Origin of the sequence: Vibrio sp. T3Y01 (assembly GCF_013114525.1) — a bacterium.
Classification (GTDB): domain Bacteria; phylum Pseudomonadota; class Gammaproteobacteria; order Enterobacterales; family Vibrionaceae; genus Vibrio; species Vibrio chagasii_B.
This window is the reverse complement of the sequence record NZ_VTXJ01000015.1, coordinates 55,226-77,743: the sequence shown is the minus strand read 5'-3', so window position 1 is coordinate 77,743 and position 22,518 is coordinate 55,226. Positions and strand designations below refer to the sequence as shown.

Annotated in this window: 21 protein-coding genes; 13 read left to right on the top strand and 8 right to left on the bottom strand. The window is 44.5% G+C overall.

The features are described from left to right. Position 1 precedes the first annotated feature (1 nt). The 6 genes from F0232_RS16455 to uraH form a co-directional block, all read right to left on the bottom strand. On the bottom strand, positions 2-2,398 hold the full coding sequence (locus F0232_RS16455) for a hypothetical protein (RefSeq protein WP_105058765.1): 2,397 nt from the start codon (positions 2,396-2,398) through the stop codon (positions 2-4). Between the two features lie 167 nt (positions 2,399-2,565). Beyond that, the gene (locus F0232_RS16450) at positions 2,566-3,804 is read right to left on the bottom strand and encodes an alpha-xenorhabdolysin family binary toxin subunit A (RefSeq protein WP_105058766.1); all 1,239 of its coding nucleotides are present in this window, start codon (positions 3,802-3,804) and stop codon (positions 2,566-2,568) included. 688 nt (positions 3,805-4,492) lie between these two features. Then, positions 4,493-5,857: an 8-oxoguanine deaminase gene (locus tag F0232_RS16445; RefSeq protein ID WP_105058767.1), complete on the bottom strand. Its 1,365-nt coding sequence runs from the start codon at positions 5,855-5,857 to the stop codon at positions 4,493-4,495. Positions 5,858-6,018: 161 nt separating this feature from the next. Continuing rightward, the gene (locus F0232_RS16440; RefSeq protein WP_105058768.1) at positions 6,019-7,470 is read right to left on the bottom strand and encodes a nucleobase:cation symporter-2 family protein; all 1,452 of its coding nucleotides are present in this window, start codon (positions 7,468-7,470) and stop codon (positions 6,019-6,021) included. Positions 7,471-7,696: 226 nt separating this feature from the next. Next, positions 7,697-9,040, bottom strand: coding sequence for an NCS2 family permease (locus F0232_RS16435; RefSeq protein ID WP_105058769.1), 1,344 nt, complete (start codon positions 9,038-9,040; stop codon positions 7,697-7,699). A 244-nt stretch (positions 9,041-9,284) separates the two neighbouring features. Continuing rightward, positions 9,285-9,638 (bottom strand): hydroxyisourate hydrolase, encoded by a 354-nt coding sequence (gene uraH / locus F0232_RS16430; RefSeq protein WP_061033007.1) that lies wholly within the window; start codon positions 9,636-9,638, stop codon positions 9,285-9,287. 411 nt (positions 9,639-10,049) lie between these two features. Here uraH and puuE point away from each other — a divergent pair, with 411 nt between their 5' ends. From puuE to F0232_RS16405, 5 genes are all read left to right on the top strand, one after another. Further along, positions 10,050-10,970, top strand: a complete 921-nt coding sequence (puuE, locus tag F0232_RS16425) for an allantoinase PuuE (protein ID WP_105058770.1) — start codon at positions 10,050-10,052, stop codon at positions 10,968-10,970. 23 nt (positions 10,971-10,993) lie between these two features. Then, positions 10,994-11,509, top strand: coding sequence for a 2-oxo-4-hydroxy-4-carboxy-5-ureidoimidazoline decarboxylase (uraD, locus tag F0232_RS16420; protein WP_061033009.1), 516 nt, complete (start codon positions 10,994-10,996; stop codon positions 11,507-11,509). 122 nt (positions 11,510-11,631) lie between these two features. Further along, positions 11,632-12,618, top strand: coding sequence for an allantoicase (gene alc, locus F0232_RS16415; RefSeq protein WP_061033010.1), 987 nt, complete (start codon positions 11,632-11,634; stop codon positions 12,616-12,618). Between the two features lie 14 nt (positions 12,619-12,632). Continuing rightward, positions 12,633-13,193 carry an ureidoglycolate lyase gene (locus F0232_RS16410; RefSeq protein ID WP_061033011.1) on the top strand — a complete coding sequence of 187 codons (561 nt, stop codon included), beginning with the start codon at positions 12,633-12,635 and terminating at the stop codon, positions 13,191-13,193. Between the two features lie 14 nt (positions 13,194-13,207). Next, complete coding sequence (locus tag F0232_RS16405; RefSeq protein ID WP_061033012.1) at positions 13,208-14,524, top strand: urate hydroxylase PuuD; 1,317 nt, start codon at positions 13,208-13,210, stop codon at positions 14,522-14,524. 201 nt (positions 14,525-14,725) lie between these two features. On the opposite strand, the gene F0232_RS16400 is transcribed toward F0232_RS16405, so the two are convergent. Continuing rightward, entirely contained in the window at positions 14,726-15,790 is a 1,065-nt protein-coding gene (locus tag F0232_RS16400; protein ID WP_061033013.1) for an acyltransferase, read from the bottom strand. Positions 15,791-16,128: 338 nt separating this feature from the next. Between F0232_RS16400 and F0232_RS16395 the strand changes: the two genes are divergently transcribed. The 8 genes from F0232_RS16395 to F0232_RS16360 all read left to right on the top strand — a co-directional run bounded on the left by F0232_RS16395 (position 16,129) and on the right by F0232_RS16360 (position 21,900). Continuing rightward, on the top strand, positions 16,129-16,368 hold the full coding sequence (locus tag F0232_RS16395; RefSeq protein WP_105058771.1) for a hypothetical protein: 240 nt from the start codon (positions 16,129-16,131) through the stop codon (positions 16,366-16,368). Between the two features lie 31 nt (positions 16,369-16,399). After that, complete coding sequence (locus tag F0232_RS16390; protein ID WP_105058772.1) at positions 16,400-16,873, top strand: GrpB family protein; 474 nt, start codon at positions 16,400-16,402, stop codon at positions 16,871-16,873. A 346-nt stretch (positions 16,874-17,219) separates the two neighbouring features. Continuing rightward, positions 17,220-17,723, top strand: coding sequence for an RDD family protein (locus tag F0232_RS16385; protein ID WP_105058773.1), 504 nt, complete (start codon positions 17,220-17,222; stop codon positions 17,721-17,723). Positions 17,724-17,763: 40 nt separating this feature from the next. After that, positions 17,764-18,999 (top strand): MFS transporter, encoded by a 1,236-nt coding sequence (locus tag F0232_RS16380; protein ID WP_116871016.1) that lies wholly within the window; start codon positions 17,764-17,766, stop codon positions 18,997-18,999. Between the two features lie 48 nt (positions 19,000-19,047). Then, positions 19,048-19,521 carry a GNAT family N-acetyltransferase gene (locus F0232_RS16375; RefSeq protein ID WP_105058774.1) on the top strand — a complete coding sequence of 158 codons (474 nt, stop codon included), beginning with the start codon at positions 19,048-19,050 and terminating at the stop codon, positions 19,519-19,521. A gap of 155 nt (positions 19,522-19,676) precedes the next feature. Further along, positions 19,677-20,330 (top strand): hypothetical protein, encoded by a 654-nt coding sequence (locus F0232_RS16370; protein WP_102425831.1) that lies wholly within the window; start codon positions 19,677-19,679, stop codon positions 20,328-20,330. Between the two features lie 457 nt (positions 20,331-20,787). Beyond that, a complete protein-coding gene (locus F0232_RS16365) occupies positions 20,788-21,444 on the top strand; it encodes a hypothetical protein (RefSeq protein ID WP_239940652.1) in 657 nt (218 codons plus the stop codon). A gap of 21 nt (positions 21,445-21,465) precedes the next feature. After that, the gene (locus F0232_RS16360; protein WP_061033019.1) at positions 21,466-21,900 is read left to right on the top strand and encodes an META domain-containing protein; all 435 of its coding nucleotides are present in this window, start codon (positions 21,466-21,468) and stop codon (positions 21,898-21,900) included. Between the two features lie 154 nt (positions 21,901-22,054). Here the strand turns inward: F0232_RS16360 and F0232_RS16355 are convergent, their stop codons facing one another. Further along, on the bottom strand, positions 22,055-22,492 hold the full coding sequence (locus F0232_RS16355) for a DUF3299 domain-containing protein (RefSeq protein ID WP_219846968.1): 438 nt from the start codon (positions 22,490-22,492) through the stop codon (positions 22,055-22,057). Positions 22,493-22,518 lie beyond the last annotated feature (26 nt).

The following is a 22,518-nucleotide window of genomic DNA, read 5'->3' as shown; positions in this document are numbered from 1 at the left end:
TTCAGTTTGAACAACTGTTGCCATTCGGGATACCACTGCCTAAGAACTCAACCCTAATTTGTTCGATATCTTTTAGGTATTGGTTGTTGGCTTGGTCTGCCTCATCGAAGTTGTTGAGGGTGACATTCCACGACGAGAATGGAGTGGGTTGGAAGTACGCATACTCGAACTTATTCGCCACTGCACCATCGGTGATGATGCTAACGTCATTGGTGGTAGGATCATCCAAGCGGTAGTAAAACGCACGTGAGACTGGGTTAGAACTGAATTGGTAATCTTGATTCTGGTATCGGTCAGCATAGTTACCTGAGCTAGATACTCTCAGGTTGAGCTGCTTGCCATAAGGTAAGTTTTCCCCCTCTAAGAACACGCGTACTGTAGAGAGTCTGACTCGGTCGAATGAACATAGCTGTGCCTGTTCCAATGGAATAGTGAAGTTCAACTCACCAGTGGTTGCGAAGTTATCGAGTTGTTCTGGGCTAGAGATGGTGTAGTTGTCGATAGTGAAATCTTGTGGTGCTGGCTGGAATGAAGAGAGCGCATTCACATACTCACTTTCGATGGACGCGAGGTCAAACTGGTAGTCCAAGTAACTTTTATTCAGTGAAGGCGTGATCTCACTTGGTTTTAACGCCCAGTATTCGTATGCCTGAACATAGTTAGACAAAGCCACATACATTGGACGTTTGAAGTGCATTAGCACTCGCGAAAGCTCACGCTCGATGGAGTCGAAACTTCCACTGTCTACCTGATAACCCTCAATGGCATCACTCAATCTTTGCTGTTGATTAGCGGTGACGTTTTTGGTCAATAATAGGTCGACGAGTTTAGCTTGCTCTTGCGCAAAGTTAAGTTGAGTGGTGTTAATGGCTTTGCCTAACAGCACCTGTTTTTCGAGTTCGACTAGATATTGTCTTGCGCCTTTAATTCCCAAGCTATCAGCAAGCCTTAAATTACTGCGGATCTCGGTGATCATCAGATCCCAAGCTAGATTGCTCTCATTCAAAGTCGGAATATTAAAGTCAAAGCCATCCATCGCTTCGGAGATTTTATGAAGTTTGATGGTCGATTTCACATCGGCGGTGAGCTGCGCGATGCCCGAAATGGTCTTGGTAACGCTATCAATGATCCCCGTGACTGATTTGATATTGGTGACTAAGTTTTTCGCTTTATCCAGTGCTTCTGGCGTTTTAGCCAACTGCTCGGTGAGGTCGTTCACACCAGATAGATTCCCTGTGAACACACCACTGACGGCACTGCCAATCTCTGCGATGGCTTTGAAGATAGCCAAGGCTGCATTGAGCTCTTGCTGAGTTTTCCAGTTTTCCACGCCGACCAAGTAAGTGGTTCTTGCACTCAGTGTCACAAGCTCCTGAGCTTTGTATTGACTGTCGATTTCGGTCAGGCTGTCGCCTATTTTGTCTATATTGGATTGAGTTTGAGTGATGATCGAGTTTTGCGCTCTAAGAACGTCTTCAACGTTAGCGAGTGCTAACTTCGCAGCTTCAATCTTGTCTTCGATCACCGTACTTCTGTCTTGAATGACATCCCACTGCGCTTGATACGCGATCATTGCGTTCAGGTACGCTTCGTATTTGCCTTGGTAGAGCACCTTGTCGAGATAAGGCACATAGTTGCTCTCTTTAGTGCTGAAACTAATGAACTGTTTAAAAGCAACGGTTTGGAGGTACAGGTCTGAAAGGATAGGGTCATCTTCCACCACTGAGCCTGCGTGACGCAAACTCTGCTCAATCCAATTAATCAGTTCGAGACTAAGTTCTGGGTTGGTGTCGAATAAGCTGGCTGCCATATCAAAAGAGCGGTTAACAATGTCGGTAAAAGGTGTGGTCGCCAGTTTCATTTGCCCAGTAATGTTCGAGTCGATGGTGGTTCTGCGGTAGTGTTCTCCTGCTAATACCACAGAGGTTCCATCGCCATCTTCTGCTGAAAGGGCATCTCGTGTAATGCTGCCATCGTTTTGGAAAGCGAGGACATTAATCGGAGTGTCGATCTCTCCTGCAATCACAGTCACTGATGCCGCAGCGCCTTGTTGCCCGAGAACGAAAGTTGGGGCTCCTTGACCGACAATTTTACGGGCAAAAATGAGAATGTTTTGGTTATTCACTACCAAGTTGAAGTTTTCTGGAACCTCAATAGTATCGGCAAAAACGACGATCTTTGAGGGTTTAGTCACGTAGAGGTTCTGCTCCGCAATCCAGTCACTGAGGTTGATGTGGAGATCAGATGTAGAGCGAGAGAGAACATCGACATCTGAATAGGCAGATTGAACCCAAGTTGGGTATTCGGTGGAATTAGGCAAGTTATTAAGTTCTAACCAGTCACTAGCAAAAGCTTGTGGAGATAATGAAAGAGAAATAATAATCGGTAGAATTCTCATATTAATGTCCTGTCGAAATGAGTATTAGCCAAATTTTGGGTAGCAGAAACCAACACCTTATTTTTCATAAGGCGTGGTGTTCTGTTGTTATTTTGTTTTTATTGGTCTTGCTGGTTTAACTTATAGCGAGGCGTCGCTTTGCCGAGCTATTTGTCGATGGGTATGGACTACTCCATTTCTTGAATATAAGCATTATTTGCAAATGCCTTGGCTTTCTCGCTGATGTTATTCCAGTTCATTTCTGCAACCGATGTATTGGCTAATGCACCGATAGCACCAAGCATTGCGTCGTCTTTCATGATATCGGCATTGTTTTGAGCTTCATCCAATGCTGCAAGCAGTGATGTGAAGTCGGTATTCATTTTCTGCCAATTTAACTTCAGCTTATTAATATGTGGGATAGCATCTTCAATTTGCTGAGATATAAGATCAATGCTTTCTGAAGAGCGATGGTAAGAGTTATATACCTTTTGTGTGTAAGACAATTGTTCTTCTAAATCTTTAACTTCATTTTGCAGTTCGTTGCGAAGCTTACGCGCTTTCTCTGCTTTATCTCCGTAGACACCCATAATTGGTACGGCTACTAAAGGGAACCACGCGTAGGTGACGGCAGTAGAGGCAACCGTGACATAGTGCGTGTAGTCTTTGTTGAGTTGTGCGATTCGGGCATTGATATCGTTCACTTGCTGTTGAAGTACGCTGCCATCATCCGTTAGATACCCGTTATGGGTCCCTTCCAACACTTCAAGTTGTAGCTTTTGCGTGTCTAGTTGCGCAGAAAAGTCCAACAAGTTGTCACCCACATCGGACACCTCTTGCTGGTATCTCAATGAAAAGTTTTGCAGGCTTTTCAGATAAGCAATCGCCATTTTTCGGTTGCGTTCAACAGCCTCGATATCTTCCGGTAAGGGTGAAAATGCTTTTGCCAACATCTCATTAAGGGCGTCGCTCAAAGGGTTGAGCATGTAGTCTTTGATTTGTACGTAGTTCGCTAGGCTCAATGAGAGGTTCACGATGCTTGGATACAGGTCCTTTTTCCAGTAGAAAGCGGTGTCATGGATATTGGAATATTGCTGAACTAAAGCTTGGAAGTTAGAAAAAGGGATGTCGTTAGGAATGCTAAAAGCCGATTTCATGCTGGCTTCTGTGACGGGCAGTGCCAGTGCTCCCTCGACATACGCTTGAATCTGATACCACTCTTGCTGTTTGAGGATGAAATTGTCGGTTTCTAGATCGATAAAAACGCCATTTTCACCGGTGATCGTATCGTAGGTGATTTGAGGTATGTTCTGTTCGGCTGACGCTTGATTGACTTGAATTGGCGCTGCTTGAGAAGTGAAAGCAAAAGAGGAAAGCAGTCCAATCGAGATCGAAGATAATACCAGCGTTCGTGTGATTTTTTTCATGTTTTATCCCTGTTAGATTTGTTATTAGCTTTTCTAGAGACAATAAAATCCCCTACCATGAAATGGTATTCCTATATATTTATGCGGGTTTATTGAATTGTTTATATTGCTATTCTTGTAATTATTTTGTGGGTTTTAAATATACTCTCCATTAATATGTTTTTTGTTTTTATAAGATTTGGTCAATCTATAGCAAATTTATAATGAAAAGTTCTATTTAGATCACATATTTGAATCCATATTGTTTGATTGTTGATCTATTGAATTTAGTGATATTTAAATCATTAGTTTCTATTCTTTCTTCAGGCTATATCTAGAAAGGCGTCGGAGGTTTTTATTCTATTCACCAATGAGTTAAGTGATAGAAATGTAATTATCATAATTGTTGTGATTATTACTAAATCTGTTGATTGAATTGATGTTTATATAATTAGAACGAGCGTTTTAAATTTGACCTGTGCCAAATAAATAATAGGTTTAATATTTAGCTTTAATTAAATTAGCTGTATTTAAATTAGTAATTATTAAATTAGAGATGTTAATTATAGAGTGGATTTTGGTTGAATATTTAGGGGGAGAACAACCAATAGGATGGCGTATTTAACAGTCAGAATTGAATTTTTATTAGTAGTAAGGAAGCTTGCCCATCATAGTGAGGTACACACTGTTTGATGGACAAGCATTGGCGTTAGTTATTATTCATTGCCAGTTTTCCGAGTTTCATCGCAGCGGTGTGGTGACGGTGCATTAGCTGCTCCATGTCTACCCCAATCACAGCGCCATCGTTAACTCGCCACTTACCTGCAACCATCACTTTATCTGCTTGTTGAGCGCCGCAGAGTAGTAGTGCTGCAAGTGGATCGTGGCTGCCAGAGAAACGAATGTCATCAAGCTTGAACATCGCGATGTCGGCTTGTTTGCCGACCTCTAGCGTACCAATGTCGGTTCTGCCCATTGCCGCAGCAGAGCCTGATGTTGCCCAGCGCAGTGCGTCGAAGTGAGATACGTTTGCTGAGCCATATTGCAGACGTTGTAGATACATCGCCATGCGAACTTCGGCAATCATATTGGAGCCGTCGTTTGAAGCAGAACCGTCCACACCCAGCCCGACCTTTACACCCGCGGCCTCGAGGTCATTATTCTTACAAATACCGGAAGCCAACATCATGTTGGAAGTTGGGCAGTGGCTGATACCTATTCCTGCTTTACCCAAACGCTTAATCTCTTCTGGGTTGAAGTGAATACCATGAGCAAGCCAAGTGCGTTCATTGAGCCAGCCGACATCTTCTAGGTAATCGACAGGGCGCAGGCCAAACTTCTCAATACAGAAGTCTTCTTCGTCTAAGGTTTCGCACAGGTGGGTGTGCATCATTACGTTCTCACGCTCACTGATCTTGGCGGTCTCTTTCATCAGATCTGTGGTGACCGAGAATGGCGAACAAGGCGCGAGTGCGATTTGAATCATCGCCCCTTCATCACGCTGGTGGTAATCACGAATCAAGCGTTGGCTGTCATCAATGATGGTTTGTTCGGTTTGAATGGTGTGTCGTGGAGGTAGTCCACCTTCATCTTCCCCAAGGCTCATGGAACCGCGAGTGAATATCGCCCTTACGCCCAATTTCTCTGCCGCCTCGACTTGTAAATCAATGGCGTGTTCAAGCCCGTTTGGCAGCAAGTAATGATGGTCCGACGCTGTAGTACAGCCCGACATCATTAACTCGACAAGCGCCAGCTCAGTAGCAAGGCTCATCATCTCAGAATCGAGGTTCGCCCAAACCGGGTAGAGGCTTTGTAGCCAATGGAAGAGTTCTTTATTGAGTGCGCCGGGGTAGGCTCGCGTTAGGGTTTGATAGAAGTGGTGGTGCGCATTGATAAGCCCAGGAGTCACAACATGACGAGAGGCGTCGACGCTGTAATCTACGGGGGAGGTCGGCTCTTTGTGTTTGCCAACCAGTTCAATGATTTTATTACCTTTAATGACAATGCCGCCTTCTGCATCAGCAAGTGAGCCAGTGTAGATTGCGAGAGGATTCTTAATCCAGATGGTTTCCATTCATAGTAGTCCTTAGCCATCTCAGCCTTTTCAGGGAAGAGGGTCTTTATTTGGTATTTGTTGTTAAAAGATAAATTCGAATCAAGGGCGATGAAACATTCAGTGTTCTCATTACGCCCGTGATTCTACGGAAATCGGTTTTACGCTAGTTCAAGAATCAGTTAGTTCGTTTTTGGCTCAGGGTTATCTGATGCCGTTTGAACGTCAGTTTCTGTTGTTGCTTGTTGAATCTCTAGCTGCTCGTTTGAGTGTAGTTCTTCTTCAGCTTGTTCTTTCATTTCTAGCTCAACTTGCGCTTGGCTTTCGGCTAACGCTTCTTGTTCTTCTGCGCGTGAAGATTTAGGCAATACAAGGTTAAGAACAACCGTCATGATGGTGCCAGTCGTAATGCCAGAGTGCAGGAAGTTCGCTAAATCGTGTGGCAAGTGTTGCAGCAATCTTGGTTCGAAGGTAACGGCCAAACCAGATGCCAAACCTACACAGATTACCAAGGCATTTCGCTTGGTGTCTGCGGCTTTGATCAACATGCGGATACCCGCGTAAGCAATCATTCCGAACATCACAAAGCCCACACCACCCAAAACGGGTTTAGGGATCGTGACGGCAATAGCGGCTAATTTTGGGAATAAACCGCCTAAAATTAGTAAACCACCGGTTGCGGCAACCACGTAGCGACTTGCTACCCCTGTGATACCGACAATACCAACGTTTTGGCTGAATGAAGCGAGTGGCATTGCAGTGAGAATCGACGATAAGGTACTGCCGATACCATCACCCAGTAGCCCACGTTTTAGGTCTTTACCGCTGACTTGTGTTTGACAGTTGTTGCCCAACGCCATGAAGTCCCCTGTGGCTTCAGCGATAACCACGATGTACACCAAACTCATACTGATGATGGCACTGATTGAAAAGGTAAAGCCATATTTAAAAGGTTCAGGACCGCCAATCCAAGCCGCAGAGCCGATCTGCTCAAGGTCAACCATGCCAAGTGATAAAGCCACAATGTAACCGCCGGCTAAACCGATCACGATAGCGGAGGCCGCAACCGCGCCTTTACAATAAACCGATACGCCAATCACGATCCCCAAAGAGACCAGTGCGAGAAACAGTTTAGGTAGCGTGGCGAATTGTTCCGTGTTGGCAGGGGAGTCGCCAACCCAGTTCATGGCAACCGGTAAAATGGTTAAGCCGATTAGGGTAACCACTACACCACTTACCACGGTTGGGAACAATTTACGGACCTTGTCCATATAAAAGCTGGCACCAATCACTACGAACGAGCCAATAAGCGCTGAGCCCATAATGGCAGCGACGCCACCTTCGTTACCGATCGAAATGGCCACACCTAAAAAGGCAAAGCTTGAGCCCATTACCACGGGCAGTCGAATACCCACTGGACCAAAACCAAGACACTGCGCGACGGTCACAATACCTGACGCCAAGAGCGCAGCATTGATCAGTGAGACGATCTCGGTGTTGGGTAGGCCGATGGAAGCGCCGACAATAAGGGGGACAGCGACAATGCCACCAATCGAGGCGAGCATGTGTTGTAGAGCGAGTAGAAGGGTTAGCCCATGGGGCGGTCTTTCATTAAGGGTGTACAGAAGTTTCATTTGATATTCCTCTGCCTGCGTTTCCGTTTACAGGCGGTTGGCGGTCAAATAATGACTTCTACAAACTGCGTAGGGTCATAAAAAAGGTGCACCGAGTCGTTGGGAGCTCTGCTCTCGAGTCATCAATGCAATTAGCTTTCTTAAAAATGTTGTCGTTGCTTGGCTAGCGAGCGAGCCAAGCAACGTTTCTGAACGTTCCATGCCGAACCATTCAGGAGAGATAGGATTAACCGATGAACACTAGCTTGGCGATGAAGATAGCCGCTAGGAAGTACATCGAGATGGAGACATCTTTCGTTTTACCTGTCGCAAGCTTAAGCACGGTGTAGGTGATGAAACCCAGTGCGATACCATTAGCGATAGAGAATGTTAGTGGCATCATCAGTGCGGTAATCGCAGCTGGAGCACCATTGGTAAAGTCTTTCCAATCGACGTGCTGCATGCTGCTCATCATTACGAATGCTACATAGATAAGAGCGCCAGACGTTGCGTAAGCGGGGATCATGCCTGCAAGCGGTGATAGGAAAATCGCCGCTAAGAACAAAGCGCCAACTACGATTGCTGAAAGACCTGTACGAGCACCTGCAGCAACACCAGCAGCACTTTCTACGTAACTGGTTACTGGCGGACAACCCACACACGCACCTGCAACACTTGAGATACTATCGGCTTTGAGCGCTTTGCTCAGGCCTTCAATCTTGCCAGTTTCTGGGTTAGTGAGGTTTGCACGCTCAGCTACGCCCATTAGCGTACCGGCAGTATCGAACATGTTTACAAAAAGGAAGGCCAAGATAACGCTGATCATGGATACGTTCAGAGCGCCTGCAATATCCATTGCCATAAAGGTAGGTGCTAAGCTCGGCGGTGCAGCGAAGAAGCCATTGTATTGTACTAGGCCTAGCCCCATACCGATAAGCGTGACGCTTAAAATACCGATAAGTACCGCACCAAACACTTTACGCTCACTCAGAACCGCAATGATCAAGAATGCAATCGCAGCAAGCAGAGCTTCTGGTTTGGTGAAGTCACCCAGTGAAACCAAAGTTGCTGGGTTTTCGACGACGATGCCTGCTGTTTTCAAGCCAATTAGACCTAAGAACAAACCAACACCCGCAGTCATGGAATAGCGCAAGCTCTCAGGAATACTCTCGATGAGCCATTGACGGACTTTGTAGAAACTCATCCCGACAAACAAGATACCAGAGATAAACACCGCACCCAGTGCGACTTCCCAGCTATAGCCCATCTCACTCACAACCGTAAAGGAGAAGAACGCATTCAGACCCATGCCCGGTGCTAGGCCAACAGGCCAGTTCGCAAATAAGCCCATTAACAAACAACCGATAGCGGCACCGATACAGGTTGCAACGAATACTGCGCCAGCATCCATACCTGAAGCGGCCATGATTTGGGGGTTAACGAAGATAATGTAAGCCATCGTCGCGAAGGTAGTGACACCGCCGACTAACTCATTTTTCACACTGCTTCCGTGGGCCTTAATTTTAAAGAATTTCTCTAAAATTCCGTTATTCGCATCTTGGTTGAGTATTTCTGTTTTACTCTCACTCATGTCTGCAAGTCCTTTTATGTTGTGATCCATTTATTGAATACAGCGAAATTTCAATATGAAGTTTTAAGGTTTTTCCTAGCGCTAAGTCTCTATTGACGAGTTTCTCGCGACTCATTTTCTAACTGTTAACGTTGTTAGTATTTTTATGTGAGCGTGCTTAATGAGCATGCATCTTTTTAGATGCACGCATGAATCTGTTTATTACTGGTTGATTGAGCCTAGATCGGGATTCTAAGCATCGGGACTAACTGCCCCGATAAGTCGAGAAACTGTATGGCGAGACTAAAAGCGGAACGTGGTAGTGCGCATCGGGATCATCCAAGCCGAAACGAATAACCACATCGTCTAGGAAAGGCACGCCATCTAATTCGACACCTTTGCTTTTGTAGTAATCGGCTACATAGAACACCAATTGATATTTCCCCGGGCGGAAATCATTTCCTGCCAGAATCGGCGCATCGGTACGGCCATCGGAATTGGTGAGCACGGTCGCCAGCTTTTCTGTTGAGTCTTCGTTTACCTTATAAAGCTCTACCTTGATCTCTGCGCCAGGCAAGCCGTGTGTGGTGTCTAATACGTGTGTTGTTAATCTTCCCATAGTCCTTTAATAGCGCTTTTGGCGCTCCTCTGTTCCGTGGTTTATGTATCCATTTCGACCTTGCAAAAGAGTTCAGCTGGTCACTTTGTTATCACTAACTATGTACGAACTGTACACAATTAGTAAAGCGAATTGTTGGAAAAATGTTAACCATTGTATCTTTTTTTCTGACTTTATAGATCTTTATTATCGTTTTTTGGTGAGGTTGAGTTTTGTTAAGTTGTTGTTTTAAAGTCGGTAAATAGTTCAAATTTAACTTGAATAACAAAATCTTTACATTGAGATAAATAATTGTATACAATAAATGTACAGGGGTAAGGTTGCTCGGTTTTGAAATAACCAATAGCTGAATCATTTCGATGGGTCAGTTGAAGAGCGGCTAAACCAACCACTTATGTTAGGAGTACTTGGATGAATAAGGATTATTCAAGAAATTTGATCGGTTACGGAGCTAATCCTCCCAACCCTCAATGGCCAGGTAATGCGCGCGTCGCGGTTTCTTTTGTATTGAACTATGAAGAGGGCGGTGAGCGTTGTTTGTTACATGGAGACGACGAGTCTGAAGCCTTTCTTTCAGAGATCCCGTCAGCACAGCCGATCAAAGGCGAGCGTCACATCAGCATGGAGTCCATCTATGAGTATGGTAGCCGAGCGGGTGTGTGGCGTGTTCTTCGCTTGTTCGATGAATATGAAATTCCACTGACTGTATTTGCGGTCGCTATGGCAATTGAGCGTCACCCAGACGTAGCTGAAGCCATGGTAGAAGCAGGTCACGAAATCTGTAGCCACGGTTATCGTTGGATAGACTATCAATACATTGATGAGTCAGAAGAGCGCGACCACATGACCAAAGCGATTGAGATCATCCAACAGGTAACGGGTCAACGCCCGCAAGGTTGGTATACCGGTCGTACAGGGCCGAATACTCGTCGTTTAGTCGCAGAAGAAGGTGGCTTCCTTTACGACTCAGATGCCTACGACGATGACCTGCCTTATTGGCACACCGAAACCGGTCATCCACAACTGGTGATCCCTTACACACTTGATGTGAACGATATGCGTTTTTCAACGGCGCAAGGCTTCAACTCGGGTGAGCAGTTCTTCCAGTATTTAAAAGACACTTTTGACACCCTTTATATGGAAGGCAAAACCGCACCGAAAATGATGTCGGTAGGACTGCATTGTCGTCTTATTGGTCGTCCCGGTCGTATTGCTGCATTGAGACGCTTCTTAGATTACGTAAAACAGCATGACAGCGTGTGGCTATGTCGTCGAATCGATATTGCCAACCACTGGCACAAACATCATCCATACAACGGACAACAAAATTAGAACGAACAGCAAGGAGGCTTAACGTGACTGAATTTCGATCTTGCCAACCAACAACCATGGACCGTGACACTTTTGTCGCGCACTTTGCTGATGTTTACGAGCACAGCCCATGGGTTGCTGAGGCGGTATATGACCAAGGTTTGAATGCCGAAGACGACCACATTGAGAATCTTCATCTAAAAATGGCATCGACCTTGTTGAATGCCGACCAAGGCAAACAGTTGGCTTTGATCAACGCTCACCCAGATTTAGCGGGCAGAGCAGCAGTAAACGGCGAACTCACCGAGTCGTCGACCAAAGAACAAGCGGGGGCGGGCATTGACCAATGCAGCGCCGAAGAATTTGAAAAATTCACTTCTTATAACAACAGCTACAAAAGTCGCTTCAATTTCCCTTTTATCATGGCGGTGAAGGGAGCCAATCGTTACCAAATTCTTGAGTCGTTCGAGATGCGATTAGGAAATGATAGTGAAACTGAGTTTGCTACGGCGATTCAAGAGATCAATAAGATCGCGATGTTTCGTCTCTGGGATATGTAAGTTAACGGAGTTAACAGCTATCTCAGCCCAGTCTTAGTGCCTAAAGGTTCGATTTGTAAAAACATAAGCCACTAAGTTCTCATTTTATTATTACTTGATTAATTTCATAGGATTACACGGACATGACCCATAAATTTGAACAGTACATAAACCTTGCAGACGAAAAACTCGGCGCAGAAGCTATCTTCGCAACAGACGATTTTTTCGCCGATAAAAGCCGTCTACTCAGCCACGCAGCACCAGAGTGGAAAGACGACTTATACGACGATAACGGCAAGTGGATGGACGGCTGGGAAAGCAGACGTAAACGCGGCGAAGGTTACGACTACTGTGTCGTTCGCCTTGGTCTAGCTGGCACCATTGCTGGCGTTGATATTGATACCTCATTCTTCACAGGTAACTTCCCACCTTCGGCATCAATCGACGCATGCTATTCACCACAGGGTGAGCCAACAGACTCAACAGAGTGGCAAGAAATTCTGCCTTCAATGGCACTACAGGGTGATCATCATCATTTTGAAGACATCGAAAGCGACCAAGTATTTACGCACCTACGTTTGAACATCTATCCAGACGGTGGTGTTGCACGCCTTCGTGTTTACGGCCGACCAAGCGTTGACTGGGACGCAATAGACTCTCATCAACAGGTGGATCTAGCAGCCGTTGAGCACGGTGGCCGTGCACTGGCATGTAGTGATGAGCACTACGGTAATAAAGCCAACATCTTAGGCCCAGGCCGCGGTGAAAACATGGGTGATGGCTGGGAAACAGCGCGTCGTCGTACGCCGGGTAATGATTGGGTAATCGTGGCATTAGGTCACCCAGGTAATATCGAACGTATCGTTGTGGATACGGCGCACTTTAAAGGTAACTACCCAGACAGCTGCTCAATTCAAGCGGCTTACGTGAAAGGTGGTACCGACGATCAAGTGGAAACACAAAGCTTATTCTGGCGTGAACTACTGCCTGCTCAAAAGCTGCAAGCGCACGAGATTCACGAATTCATTTCTGAGGTAAACGACCTTGGTGCGATTACCCACGTACGTGCAAACATATTCCCAGATGGTGGTATTAGCCGTTTGCGTCTATTTGGTACGAAAGCGAAATAGGTAAGGAAATCAGTATGAGTAATGGAATACGTCGTTTAACTATCGAACCGTTAACTAAGCAAGCTTTTACTGAGTTTGGTGATGTTATCGAGTCTGATAATAGTGATTTCTTCATGATCAACAGTGGCTCAACACGTCGCTACCACAAGCTAGCGACAACGGACGTGCAAGACCAAGGCGGAGAAGCGATCATCAGCATCTTCCAAGCTACGCCGTTGAGCTACCCACTGACCATCAAAATGCTAGAGCGTCATCCACTTGGCTCTCAGGCATTCATTCCATTACTTGGTCAACCCTATTTAATTGTTGTTGCCCCAAAAGGTGGTAACCCATCGTTAGCCAATTGCCGAGCTTTCTTAAGCAACGGCCGTCAAGGAGTGAACTATCACAAAGGGGTGTGGCATCACCCGGTTCTTGCACTCACGGATCAAGACCAGTTCTTGATCGTCGATAGAGGTGGAGAAGGACATAACTGTGATGAAGTTTATTTTGAGAACGACCTGGTGGCATTGCATTTGGAAGATATGCCAACGGAAGACAACAAGGAAGAGCAACGCTTAGCTAAAGCGTTGTGATACAGGAGTTTATTATGGATCCGCATATTACAGAGTGGTTGAATTTAGCGATTCGCTGGATTCACATGATTGTTGGTGTTGCGTGGATAGGCGCATCATTTTACTTTGTTTGGTTAGAGAACAACCTTAACCGAGTTAACCCTAAAACTGGCCTTTCAGGCGACTTATGGGCGATTCACGGCGGTGGTATTTATCACCTAGAGAAGTACAAACTTGCGCCACCAGAAATGCCAGAGCACCTACACTGGTTCAAGTGGGAAGCTTACTTCACATGGATCACAGGCGTGTGTCTACTGGGTGTCGTTTATTACCTCAACGCAGAAATCTACCTGATTGCACCGGGCTCTGGCCTTGATTCAACAACGGCAATCGCGATTGGTATTGGTTCATTCGTTGCTGGTTGGTTTATCTACGACTTACTGTGTGACTCGCCATTAGGAAAAACCCCGGTGTTGCTTGGCGTTGTGCTGTTTGTGCTGCTCGTTGCTGCGACCTATGGCCTAACCCAAGTGTTCAGTGGCCGTGGTGCTTATATCCACGTGGGTGCCATTATCGGTACCATCATGGTGGGTAACGTATTCCGCGTTATCATGCCTGCGCAGCGTAACTTGGTGAAAGCGATTGAAGAGAAACGCGAACCGGATCCGGCACTACCTGCGAAAGGTCTACTGCGCTCTCGTCACAATAACTACATGACACTGCCAGTGCTGTTCATCATGATCAGTAACCACTTCCCAAGCACTTACGGCTCGGAATACAACTGGTTGATCCTTGCTGGCCTGGCAATCTTCAGTATATTGGTACGTCACTACTTCAATACCCGTCATGGCAGTCAGAAGTTCGCATGGACAGTGCCAGTAGCGGCATTGGGTATGATTACTCTCGCGTTTGTTACCTCACCTTACGCGAAAAAACAGATGACCCCGGTAGTGCAAGCACCAGTGGTACAAGAAGTGCAAGTTAGCACGACCGAATCGTCTCCAGAAGAACTTGCTGTGAATAGTACGCCTTCTGCAACGACTGATGCTCAACAAGCTCCAGCACACGCAACGCAACCTGCGAGTGCAGGTGTCAGCTTTGAAACCATCAACAAGGTCATTCAAGAGCGCTGTTCAGTGTGTCACTCTGCAACGCCTAGCCATGCCGCTTTTGCTGCCGCGCCAGCAGGTGTCATGCTTGATACGCCAGAAGAGATCAAAGCTAATGTACCTAGGATCGTTGCTCAAACCGTAACAACTCAGGTGATGCCTCTTGGTAACATGACTCAAATGACCGACGAAGAGCGAGCACTCATCGGCACTTGGGTAGAACAAGGTGCTACGATTCAATAACCGTACTTTTCAATAACAGTACTCAGAATCCTTTACCTAAGAGCATGAGTCTTAGGTGAGGCTTGGGGAGAGTTTGGTCTTACGGGCACGCGCCAAACTCATCCCACCCTGTTTCCCCGGTTCCTATAACCGGGGCTTTTTGATTTTGGATATCTGACAGGCGCTTCGAGAAGCTATAGTTGTTGCGAAGGGGATTAGATCTTACACCTTGGATTTACGTCCGTTTACCGTCTCCACCTTCTTACGTCTTGCTGCGAGTTTCTTCCTTAATTTAAGTCCAGGTCGTTCAATCAAGAAGTATGAAATGAGCGCGCATATGAATACGAGAACAATGTTGATAGGCCAAGTGGCATACCACTCACGAGTCCAAGAATTTAAGAAAGGTTCTTGCCACAGATACAGCGAGTAACTTAATACACCTAGCCACACAGCAAGTTTACTATTTAGGATAGTGAAGCTCAGGCCGTGATTAAACTGGCTATAGCGAAGAATCATAAGTGCAGCACAAACGTTGATTAATGTTTGGCCAAGTACGTAGAACCAAGCTGGGCTCAATTTATAGAGTGCGCTGGGAACTAAAATCATCGCCACAGGCACGACTATGAACCACCTAGAACTAAAACAACTGGGGAGTGTGAACCCAGCCTCTTTCATGTAGGCAATAATACAGCCCATGGCTAGTGCATCTGCAATTGCCTGAAACTCTCGGGTCATCGCTGAGGGGGAACTACCGGCTTCAAACCACATCCAATAGCGAATACAGGGGATAAATAAAACCGCTAATAGGAGCAATGACTTAGCGTGTTGTCGTCCCAGTGTCGTGAGTAAAAGTGGCCACAGTAGGTAGAATTGCTCTTCGACCGCAAGTGACCAGGTGTGATTGAGCCACCATTCGCGCTCGTGGTGATAATTCATTGTGTAGGTGACAGCGTGGAATAGGTCGCCCGGTAGCAAAGAGATGATGCCAACGTATTCTGCGATTGCGATACAAAGAATGTAGAAATAAAAAGCAGGGAATAAACGGAACATGCGCCGGATGAAGAATTGGGGAAGATTTATCTTATTGGTTAGCTTAAGTTCACTAAGCAATAGCGTTGTAATTAGGAACCCTGATATAACAAAAAATACTTTTACGCCGAAGTTACCCAAGCTATTGAGTGGCATAAATATTTGGGGAAAGTTAACTGTACCGCACAAGTGCCCTAAACAGACTAGCAATATAGATGCAGCACGCAACCCATCGAGAGATGGAATTCTATTCTCCATGTGACTTTTCCCCTTTTTGCTCGTTGTTTTTCTCAGAGTGTTTCGGTCATCACAATATGGTTTGCAAAGGGAGTGCCATTTATTATTGAGCTTATCTTGTTGTTATATTGAACTTATATTTTAAATCAATTTCTTACTTTCAAATTGCGAGTCAATTTAAGTGGGTACAATACTTTAGGCTTCATATCCGATTGAACTTTTTACCGCTCTTTCTCAATCGAAGGTCGAATGAAGCCTTCTTTCAATCGCTATTTCGTAGATAGTTCCGTATAAGCGACTTGATCTGAACCTATACCCATGGCATTTTTATTCAAAATTGACGTTCGTTAGGAAAGAAAATGGAAGATATAGTACTCACATTCTTTAGGTTCGTTGGTGCGTTCTTTCGCATGCTTTTCCAGTTCTTCATTATGGACATCATATGCTTCGGCGTGGGATGGGTTGTATCTAAGGTGTTCACTTTAGGGCGTTTTCCTTCGTTTACGCCTGACGAAAAAGAGCGGGATCGAGTGTCCAATATCGGGGCTATCATTCTATTGTTGTTTCTTTTGGCAATTGGTGTGTTTAACAGCCTTTAATGTACTAGTGCTAATTGAATAGTGAGGATGCATGCAATTTTACCCAGCAGAACAATACCAAGCTGCTTGCCGTGAGATGTTTGAACGATACGAGCGTGATATCAAGAAGCTACTCCCTACCGCGAGAGTAGAGCATGTAGGTGCATCATCCATTCCGTTAGCTTTATCTAAGGGCGATTTAGATATCTTCGTGGGTGTTGAGCTCAACGAGCTTGAGGATGCCGCAGAGCGACTCACAGCACTCGGCTTCAAAGAGAAGCTCGATACGCTAAGAACAACAGAACTGTGCATGCTGGAATCCATATCCTCTGATGATGTGGCATTGCAACTGGTCGCCAATGGTTCTGAGTTTGAGTGCTTTCTAACGTTTCGCGACAGGCTGAGGGCAAGCGCCGATTTAGTCGAAAAATACAATACACTCAAAATGTCTTGTGAAGGTTGGCCACAAGACAAATATCGTAAAAAGAAGTCAGCTTTTATTGAGTCTGTGTTGGGGCGAGAGTAGACGCGATAGTCTTCATTTTTGGTATCACTACTTAGTGAAAAATGCATTTATACAGCGTGTTAAGTCTCCACCTCTTACTTCCAAGTTTTACCTTCGTAAGCGTCCTTCCAATTTATCATTACATCTCTATCTTTATTTTATGCAATGAAACTCACATAAACTGCATTGAATACCTATTGTGACATTTGTGCATGATATGTTTCATTTGATTTTATAAAGCGGCTTTATTTATTGAAAACAAAGTGTTTTTCATACCTATTTCTACGTTTTTTATCAATAAATGAAGCTTTAGTTATCTGAAATCGCACTCTCTACATCAATAATCAACACTACCTTAGGAAAGGGCATGTCTGAAGTCATAGAAAATACACCCACAGTAGTTCTCGCATCTCGATGGTCTCGCTTTTGGGCGCTTTTTATTGATGGCCTCATTTACGCGGCTGCTATGATTCCAGTTGTTTTGTATACCGACTTGTTCGATCGAGCTGCTTCTAACGGAACGATAGATCTACACGAACAAATCATGGTGTTTGTTTATGGCTGGGTGATGTTTCTCTTGTGTCACGGCTACTTACTGCAAAATAAGGGACAAACGATCGGTAAAAATGTAATGGAAATTGCAATTGTTGATATGGATGGCAAACAACTAGGTTTATTCAACATAGTGATCAAACGAATCTTACCGATGAGTATCTTTGTCTATATTCCTGTTGTTGGTCAGTATATATCGACTCTTGATTACCTGTTTGCTTTACGTAAAGACAGACGCTGTTTGCATGACTTAATTGCAGGCACTCAGGTGGTGAGTGTTGCCGTGCCTAGAAACCTCGATTTCAGCACCATCGAATAAAACACAGTTACCAAAAACTTGATGTTACTTTAAGGATATTATGATCAATCAGCTATTCTCTGCCACTGCAATGTACAGGAACTTACCAAACAATATTTATTATTTAGCTGTGGCTAGAATGATTTTAGGGATGGGTAACTTCATTCTGCCATTCCTTGTCTTACTTTTTACTGACAAGTTGGGATACTCTGCAACGGTAGCTGGCACCTTAGCAATGGCGGGCACGGGAGGATACCTCTTCGGGAGCTTTTTAGGTGGGAGGCTATCGGATAGATTGGGACATAAACGAATCATGGTTTTTGGCGAGTTTACCTCTGCAGTCTTGTTGATTGTTTGTGGTTTTTTCGCTGATGATCCTGTCATCGTGCCTACGCTGTTGTTGTCAGCCTATTTCTTTGGTGGTTTAGCTCTGCCCGCGAGCAATGCTTTAGTTGCTGATCTTTCCACACCTAAAAATCGTGATGCAGTTATTTCGCTCAGTTATTTAGCGTACAATTTTGGTTCAGCCCTTGGTCCTATCATGGCTGGTTACCTGTTTTGGAATCATACTGAGTGGATATTCTTTGGTAACGGGGTGGCTGCTCTTTGCTGTGTTGTTATTGTTGCTACGTTTGTGAGAGTGCAAACTGGAATAGAATCGGCCAACGATAGCGAGCTCGAACAGCCGGTCTCAGGCTCTGTTTGGTCCGTTCTACGAGCAAGGCCAAGGCTTTTACTATTCACTTTTCTATGCGGATTGCTGTGGTACTCATTGAATCAAATGACAATGGCGAGCCCACTGTACTTGAGCCACGTGTTCGGAGAGCAAGGTCCTGTCATTTTTGGGCAACTAATGACTTACGCTTGTGTTTTAGTGGTGCTGATCACACCCATTTTAATGAGGTTAACCTCAAAGAAACTAGAGACAGTTAGCCTTGCTTATGCTGGTTTGATGTTTGCATTTGGTTACATGCTGGTGATGTTATATCCAACCATTCCTGTTCATTTCTTTGCTTGGTTATTTCTTTCTGCAGGCGAGGTTCTCCTTTTAACAAAAGAAGGGGTATACCTAGCAAACAACTCACCGTCGAGCCATCGCGGGCGTATTCAAGGTGTGTTGATTACATTAAGAATGCTTTTTGTTATGCCGAGCTTTGTTGTCATTGGCTATTTTATTGATGATTATGGTTACACCTTTACTTGGCTAAGTGTGGTTTTAATTTCCCTTGCTAGTGCGGTTGGCTTCTATTTTATGTCAGCTAAAGCGCAACGTTCTCCTACATTAGCTATCGACTAGTTTTTTATCAGTTAGCAAACACTATCTATTAATTTTTGGAGGTTAATTATGATTAATATAAGGAAAGCAGCTAGATCTGATGCCAAGGATATTTTTGATATTCGCAGTCGTGCCATCCTTGACCAGTGTTCCGCTTATTACTCGGAAGAACAGCTTTCACTATGGACGCCGGGCGAGATGTCAGAGGCATTTATTGCTGACGTGGGAGCAACCTTTTACGTTTCCGAAGTGGATGGCCAAGTGATTGGTAGCGGTAAGATCAATACCCAAACGGGTATGGTTGATGCGATTTTCGTAGACCCTGATTTTTACGGTAAAGGTGCAGCTAAAATGATGTTGCAATTCTTAGAGGGGCTAGCGAATCAACACAACTTGCCTCTAATGAAACTAGAATCGACTCTGAATGCAGCAGCGTTTTATCGTTCGTGTGGCTTTATTGGTGATGAGCTTTCCACTTATCATTCTCCTAGAGGTATCAGCCTCGACTGTATCCCGATGGAAAAGCATTTAATTAAAAGCTAAAGCTTGATTCCTCAGATATGCTGCTAATGCCTGATATGTTCAAATAAACAGCACTAACTCCAATTCTCTGTGCTGTTTTTACTTTCCTCTTACACTCTTTTCTAATATCACTCTTAGTATCAAATCACTCCTTGTTTAACAGCAAGTAACTCATTATGAAGAACTTCTTTGATAGCGAACTCATGCTCTCTAGCTCTTTGAATTTCGTTTTGCTATCACTGGGGCTAACGCTCCTTTTACACCTTCCTCTTTGGTGTGGGTTCAACTTGAGCCGACGAAAATGGAAACGGATGGACTATTTGTGGCCGCTACTGGCGGGTATTGGAATGCTCGGTGCTGTGTCTGAAATTCGTGCCAAAGTCGCAGGTGATTGGGTCGAGACAGAACAAACCAGAGCGGTGGCGATTTTGGAGTCGGTACAGCAGTTTTCTTTGGATAAGTTAAGAAGTGATGTCTGCAATGGACAACCATCATTAGACAATTATGGGCAGCACCATGAAGCGTGTTTGTGGTATTTGAACACCGCGATGACGTTTAAAGATGTGGATTTCACTCTATTGCCAAATGCGGCTGATTTTACGGTTCCTGCGCCTAGTGTTTCATTAGTAGAAAGTGATGCTGTGTGGGTGAGTGGTATGCTGAACCAGTATGAAAAACAGAAAAACCAGTATATTAAGACCAGAGAGGCACAGGTGAAGCAGCCACTAGAAAGTCTCTTTTGGTATGTAAGCCCTTATTTAGTTTGCTTTGCGATAGCCCTGCGCCTTACTAAGGTGACAGCGGAGCTTAAACTAGACAAGCTTGGGTAAACTACCGTTTAGATTCAGTGGGTATAGCTTTCTTTGACGAGGAAGCCTCTCGTTTTCTTTTCCGTGTTAGTCATTTTATTATTTGATAAATAACCATACGTAACTCAGTTTAAATTATTATGTGGCTAATATTACCGTCCCCTAATTTATAGACTTTTGTGTTCATTGGTTTTTTTCTTACTGAACTTGTTAAATGTTATATTTCTAGTTCTAAAGTATGATAGTTATATTATTATAAACCGTAAAAAAGTATGCGCCCCAACTTGATTCTAATATATTATTTTATCATGTGTTGTTTTGTTTGTTTTTTATACATAATATTCTGCCAGCTAAAATACTTATTAAATATTAAGGTCAGTATATGCTGGAGAAAATTAAACTTACATTTCTATTATTAACCTTGCTGTTTTCTAACTCGGTGCTAAGTTCAACGCTATTTATCAAGAATAGCTTGGACATGTCTGGAGAAAGTGGCAGCGAAGAGATGAAAGCCTTTTATTCAATTAATAAAGGTGCTTGGATTGATATTGAACAGCTTGATATGAATGACCCGAGCTCCCTGTCTAATCTCATTGGTTACACTGATGGTGATAGGTTAAGAATCAAAGTTATCACACCAACTAAGCGATTTGTTAGTCAAGGTATGTCGATACCTTACTTCCGTAACTCTCAACCTCATATGTTTGAAATTAAAGGCACGACATTGCCGGAAGAAGTGCATATTCAAATAGATGGTGTATTAGGGCGAGGAACGATCAAGCGTGCTTTTACTACCGATTCTGGCTGGCAATATCGTGTCACGACCTGTGGCGGTGCAGGTATTGTGATTGCCTGTGCTGTTGGTGATTATGGTGAGCTAGTGATGCGCTTCGCTGGTATTACAACAATCCCTGTTTTCTCTGGTTCATCTTATATTGATGAGCGATTCTTCGATAAGCTTGAGAAGGGAGAACAGATCGAATTACTCGATAATAAGGGGCACTACTTCAGCGGCTTGTTTTACCATGAGGTGAAAATTTGGGACCGAGAAGCTGGCGAGATTTTTGACCTTAAAGCTGGCGGACTAGGGCTAGGAATGGGTGAAGCAGTCTCAATTAAATTCACGCGTTGGTAATTATAAGTAATGGAAAGAATAATGAAAAAAGTAATTTTATCGCTTAGTGTGTTGTTATTTTCTGGAGTGTTAGGAACAGTCGTTCAAGCGCAAGAAATAGAAACATCTCGTGAGTTATCGTCCATGCATCAGGCTGTTATGGGGCCTTGGAATCTTATTCGTGTTAATGGTGAGCAACCGACGCACCAAGCATCAATACAAATAGCACGAGATAATATTTATGGTCGTACGGGCTGTAACCACTTCGTTACCCAAGTGACGACATTTGAACAAGGCTATTTGGCGTTCACACCAATTGCCAGCACAAGAATGGGCTGTAGTGGAACTCAAGCGATTCAAGAGAATCTGATTTTTGATACGTTCGAAGAGAGCGTTACGGTGGCTTACGACGATGCGGGTGAACAGTTGACGATCATCGGACATGACAATACGTTGGTCTTCGAACCATCAAGCTAGTTTGGATTGTGTCTAATTTGGCGGAGAACCACAGTGTGGTTTGGAATTGATTGGATGTTAAAAAGAGCCTCGATGAGGCTCTTTTTGTTATAGGTTATGAGTTGTCGGTCAAACCAAAGCTCGCATTGGCACTTCGTGGTTTACGCCGTTTTAGTTAGTGGTAATTTACAACCAACGAAGCATTCATATCGTACCCCATGGTCACATCGGTATCGCCATCGACAAGATACACATTGTCTGTGGTCAGTTTTGATGAAATCACACCTTCGACCCAAACTGGATACTGAACGGTTTCTACTTTGTAGCCTTCAGGGTAAGAGACTCTGACAATTTGGTTGGCTGGTGGTGGTGGCATATGTATACATGCTCCAGCAGTAGGAACTAACAAGAATTCGGTAGCGACGAGGGGCGCTGAGAAAGCAATTGGAACGAGGAACCCAGGTATACGCACCTTCTTACCGTCAAAGTCTTGAGTCACTGTTTCTGATGCTCGCTGTTGATTCGCGATGTACTCTGAACGCAGTTTCAGTAATTCATCGGCGCCTAGCCCTTCTGATGTTAATTTTTGCTGCGCTAAGTATGTTGAATACAAGATGTCTCATCAAATGGCTACTTTGC

Coding starts and splice junctions, on each gene's coding strand:
- F0232_RS16405 (WP_061033012.1), top strand. CDS start 13,208: ATGGATCCGCATATTACAGAGTGGTTGAATTTAGCGATTCGCTGGATT.
- F0232_RS16390 (WP_105058772.1), top strand. CDS start 16,400: ATGCAATTTTACCCAGCAGAACAATACCAAGCTGCTTGCCGTGAGATG.
- F0232_RS16385 (WP_105058773.1), top strand. CDS start 17,220: ATGTCTGAAGTCATAGAAAATACACCCACAGTAGTTCTCGCATCTCGA.
- F0232_RS16455 (WP_105058765.1), bottom strand. CDS start 2,398: ATGAGAATTCTACCGATTATTATTTCTCTTTCATTATCTCCACAAGCT.
- F0232_RS16445 (WP_105058767.1), bottom strand. CDS start 5,857: ATGGAAACCATCTGGATTAAGAATCCTCTCGCAATCTACACTGGCTCA.
- F0232_RS16400 (WP_061033013.1), bottom strand. CDS start 15,790: ATGGAGAATAGAATTCCATCTCTCGATGGGTTGCGTGCTGCATCTATA.
- F0232_RS16410 (WP_061033011.1), top strand. CDS start 12,633: ATGAGTAATGGAATACGTCGTTTAACTATCGAACCGTTAACTAAGCAA.
- alc (WP_061033010.1), top strand. CDS start 11,632: ATGACCCATAAATTTGAACAGTACATAAACCTTGCAGACGAAAAACTC.
- puuE (WP_105058770.1), top strand. CDS start 10,050: ATGAATAAGGATTATTCAAGAAATTTGATCGGTTACGGAGCTAATCCT.
- F0232_RS16360 (WP_061033019.1), top strand. CDS start 21,466: ATGAAAAAAGTAATTTTATCGCTTAGTGTGTTGTTATTTTCTGGAGTG.
- F0232_RS16440 (WP_105058768.1), bottom strand. CDS start 7,470: ATGAAACTTCTGTACACCCTTAATGAAAGACCGCCCCATGGGCTAACC.
- uraH (WP_061033007.1), bottom strand. CDS start 9,638: ATGGGAAGATTAACAACACACGTATTAGACACCACACACGGCTTGCCT.
- F0232_RS16380 (WP_116871016.1), top strand. CDS start 17,764: ATGATCAATCAGCTATTCTCTGCCACTGCAATGTACAGGAACTTACCA.
- F0232_RS16450 (WP_105058766.1), bottom strand. CDS start 3,804: ATGAAAAAAATCACACGAACGCTGGTATTATCTTCGATCTCGATTGGA.
- F0232_RS16435 (WP_105058769.1), bottom strand. CDS start 9,040: ATGAGTGAGAGTAAAACAGAAATACTCAACCAAGATGCGAATAACGGA.
- F0232_RS16365 (WP_239940652.1), top strand. CDS start 20,788: ATGTCTGGAGAAAGTGGCAGCGAAGAGATGAAAGCCTTTTATTCAATT.
- F0232_RS16375 (WP_105058774.1), top strand. CDS start 19,048: ATGATTAATATAAGGAAAGCAGCTAGATCTGATGCCAAGGATATTTTT.
- F0232_RS16370 (WP_102425831.1), top strand. CDS start 19,677: ATGAAGAACTTCTTTGATAGCGAACTCATGCTCTCTAGCTCTTTGAAT.
- F0232_RS16395 (WP_105058771.1), top strand. CDS start 16,129: ATGGAAGATATAGTACTCACATTCTTTAGGTTCGTTGGTGCGTTCTTT.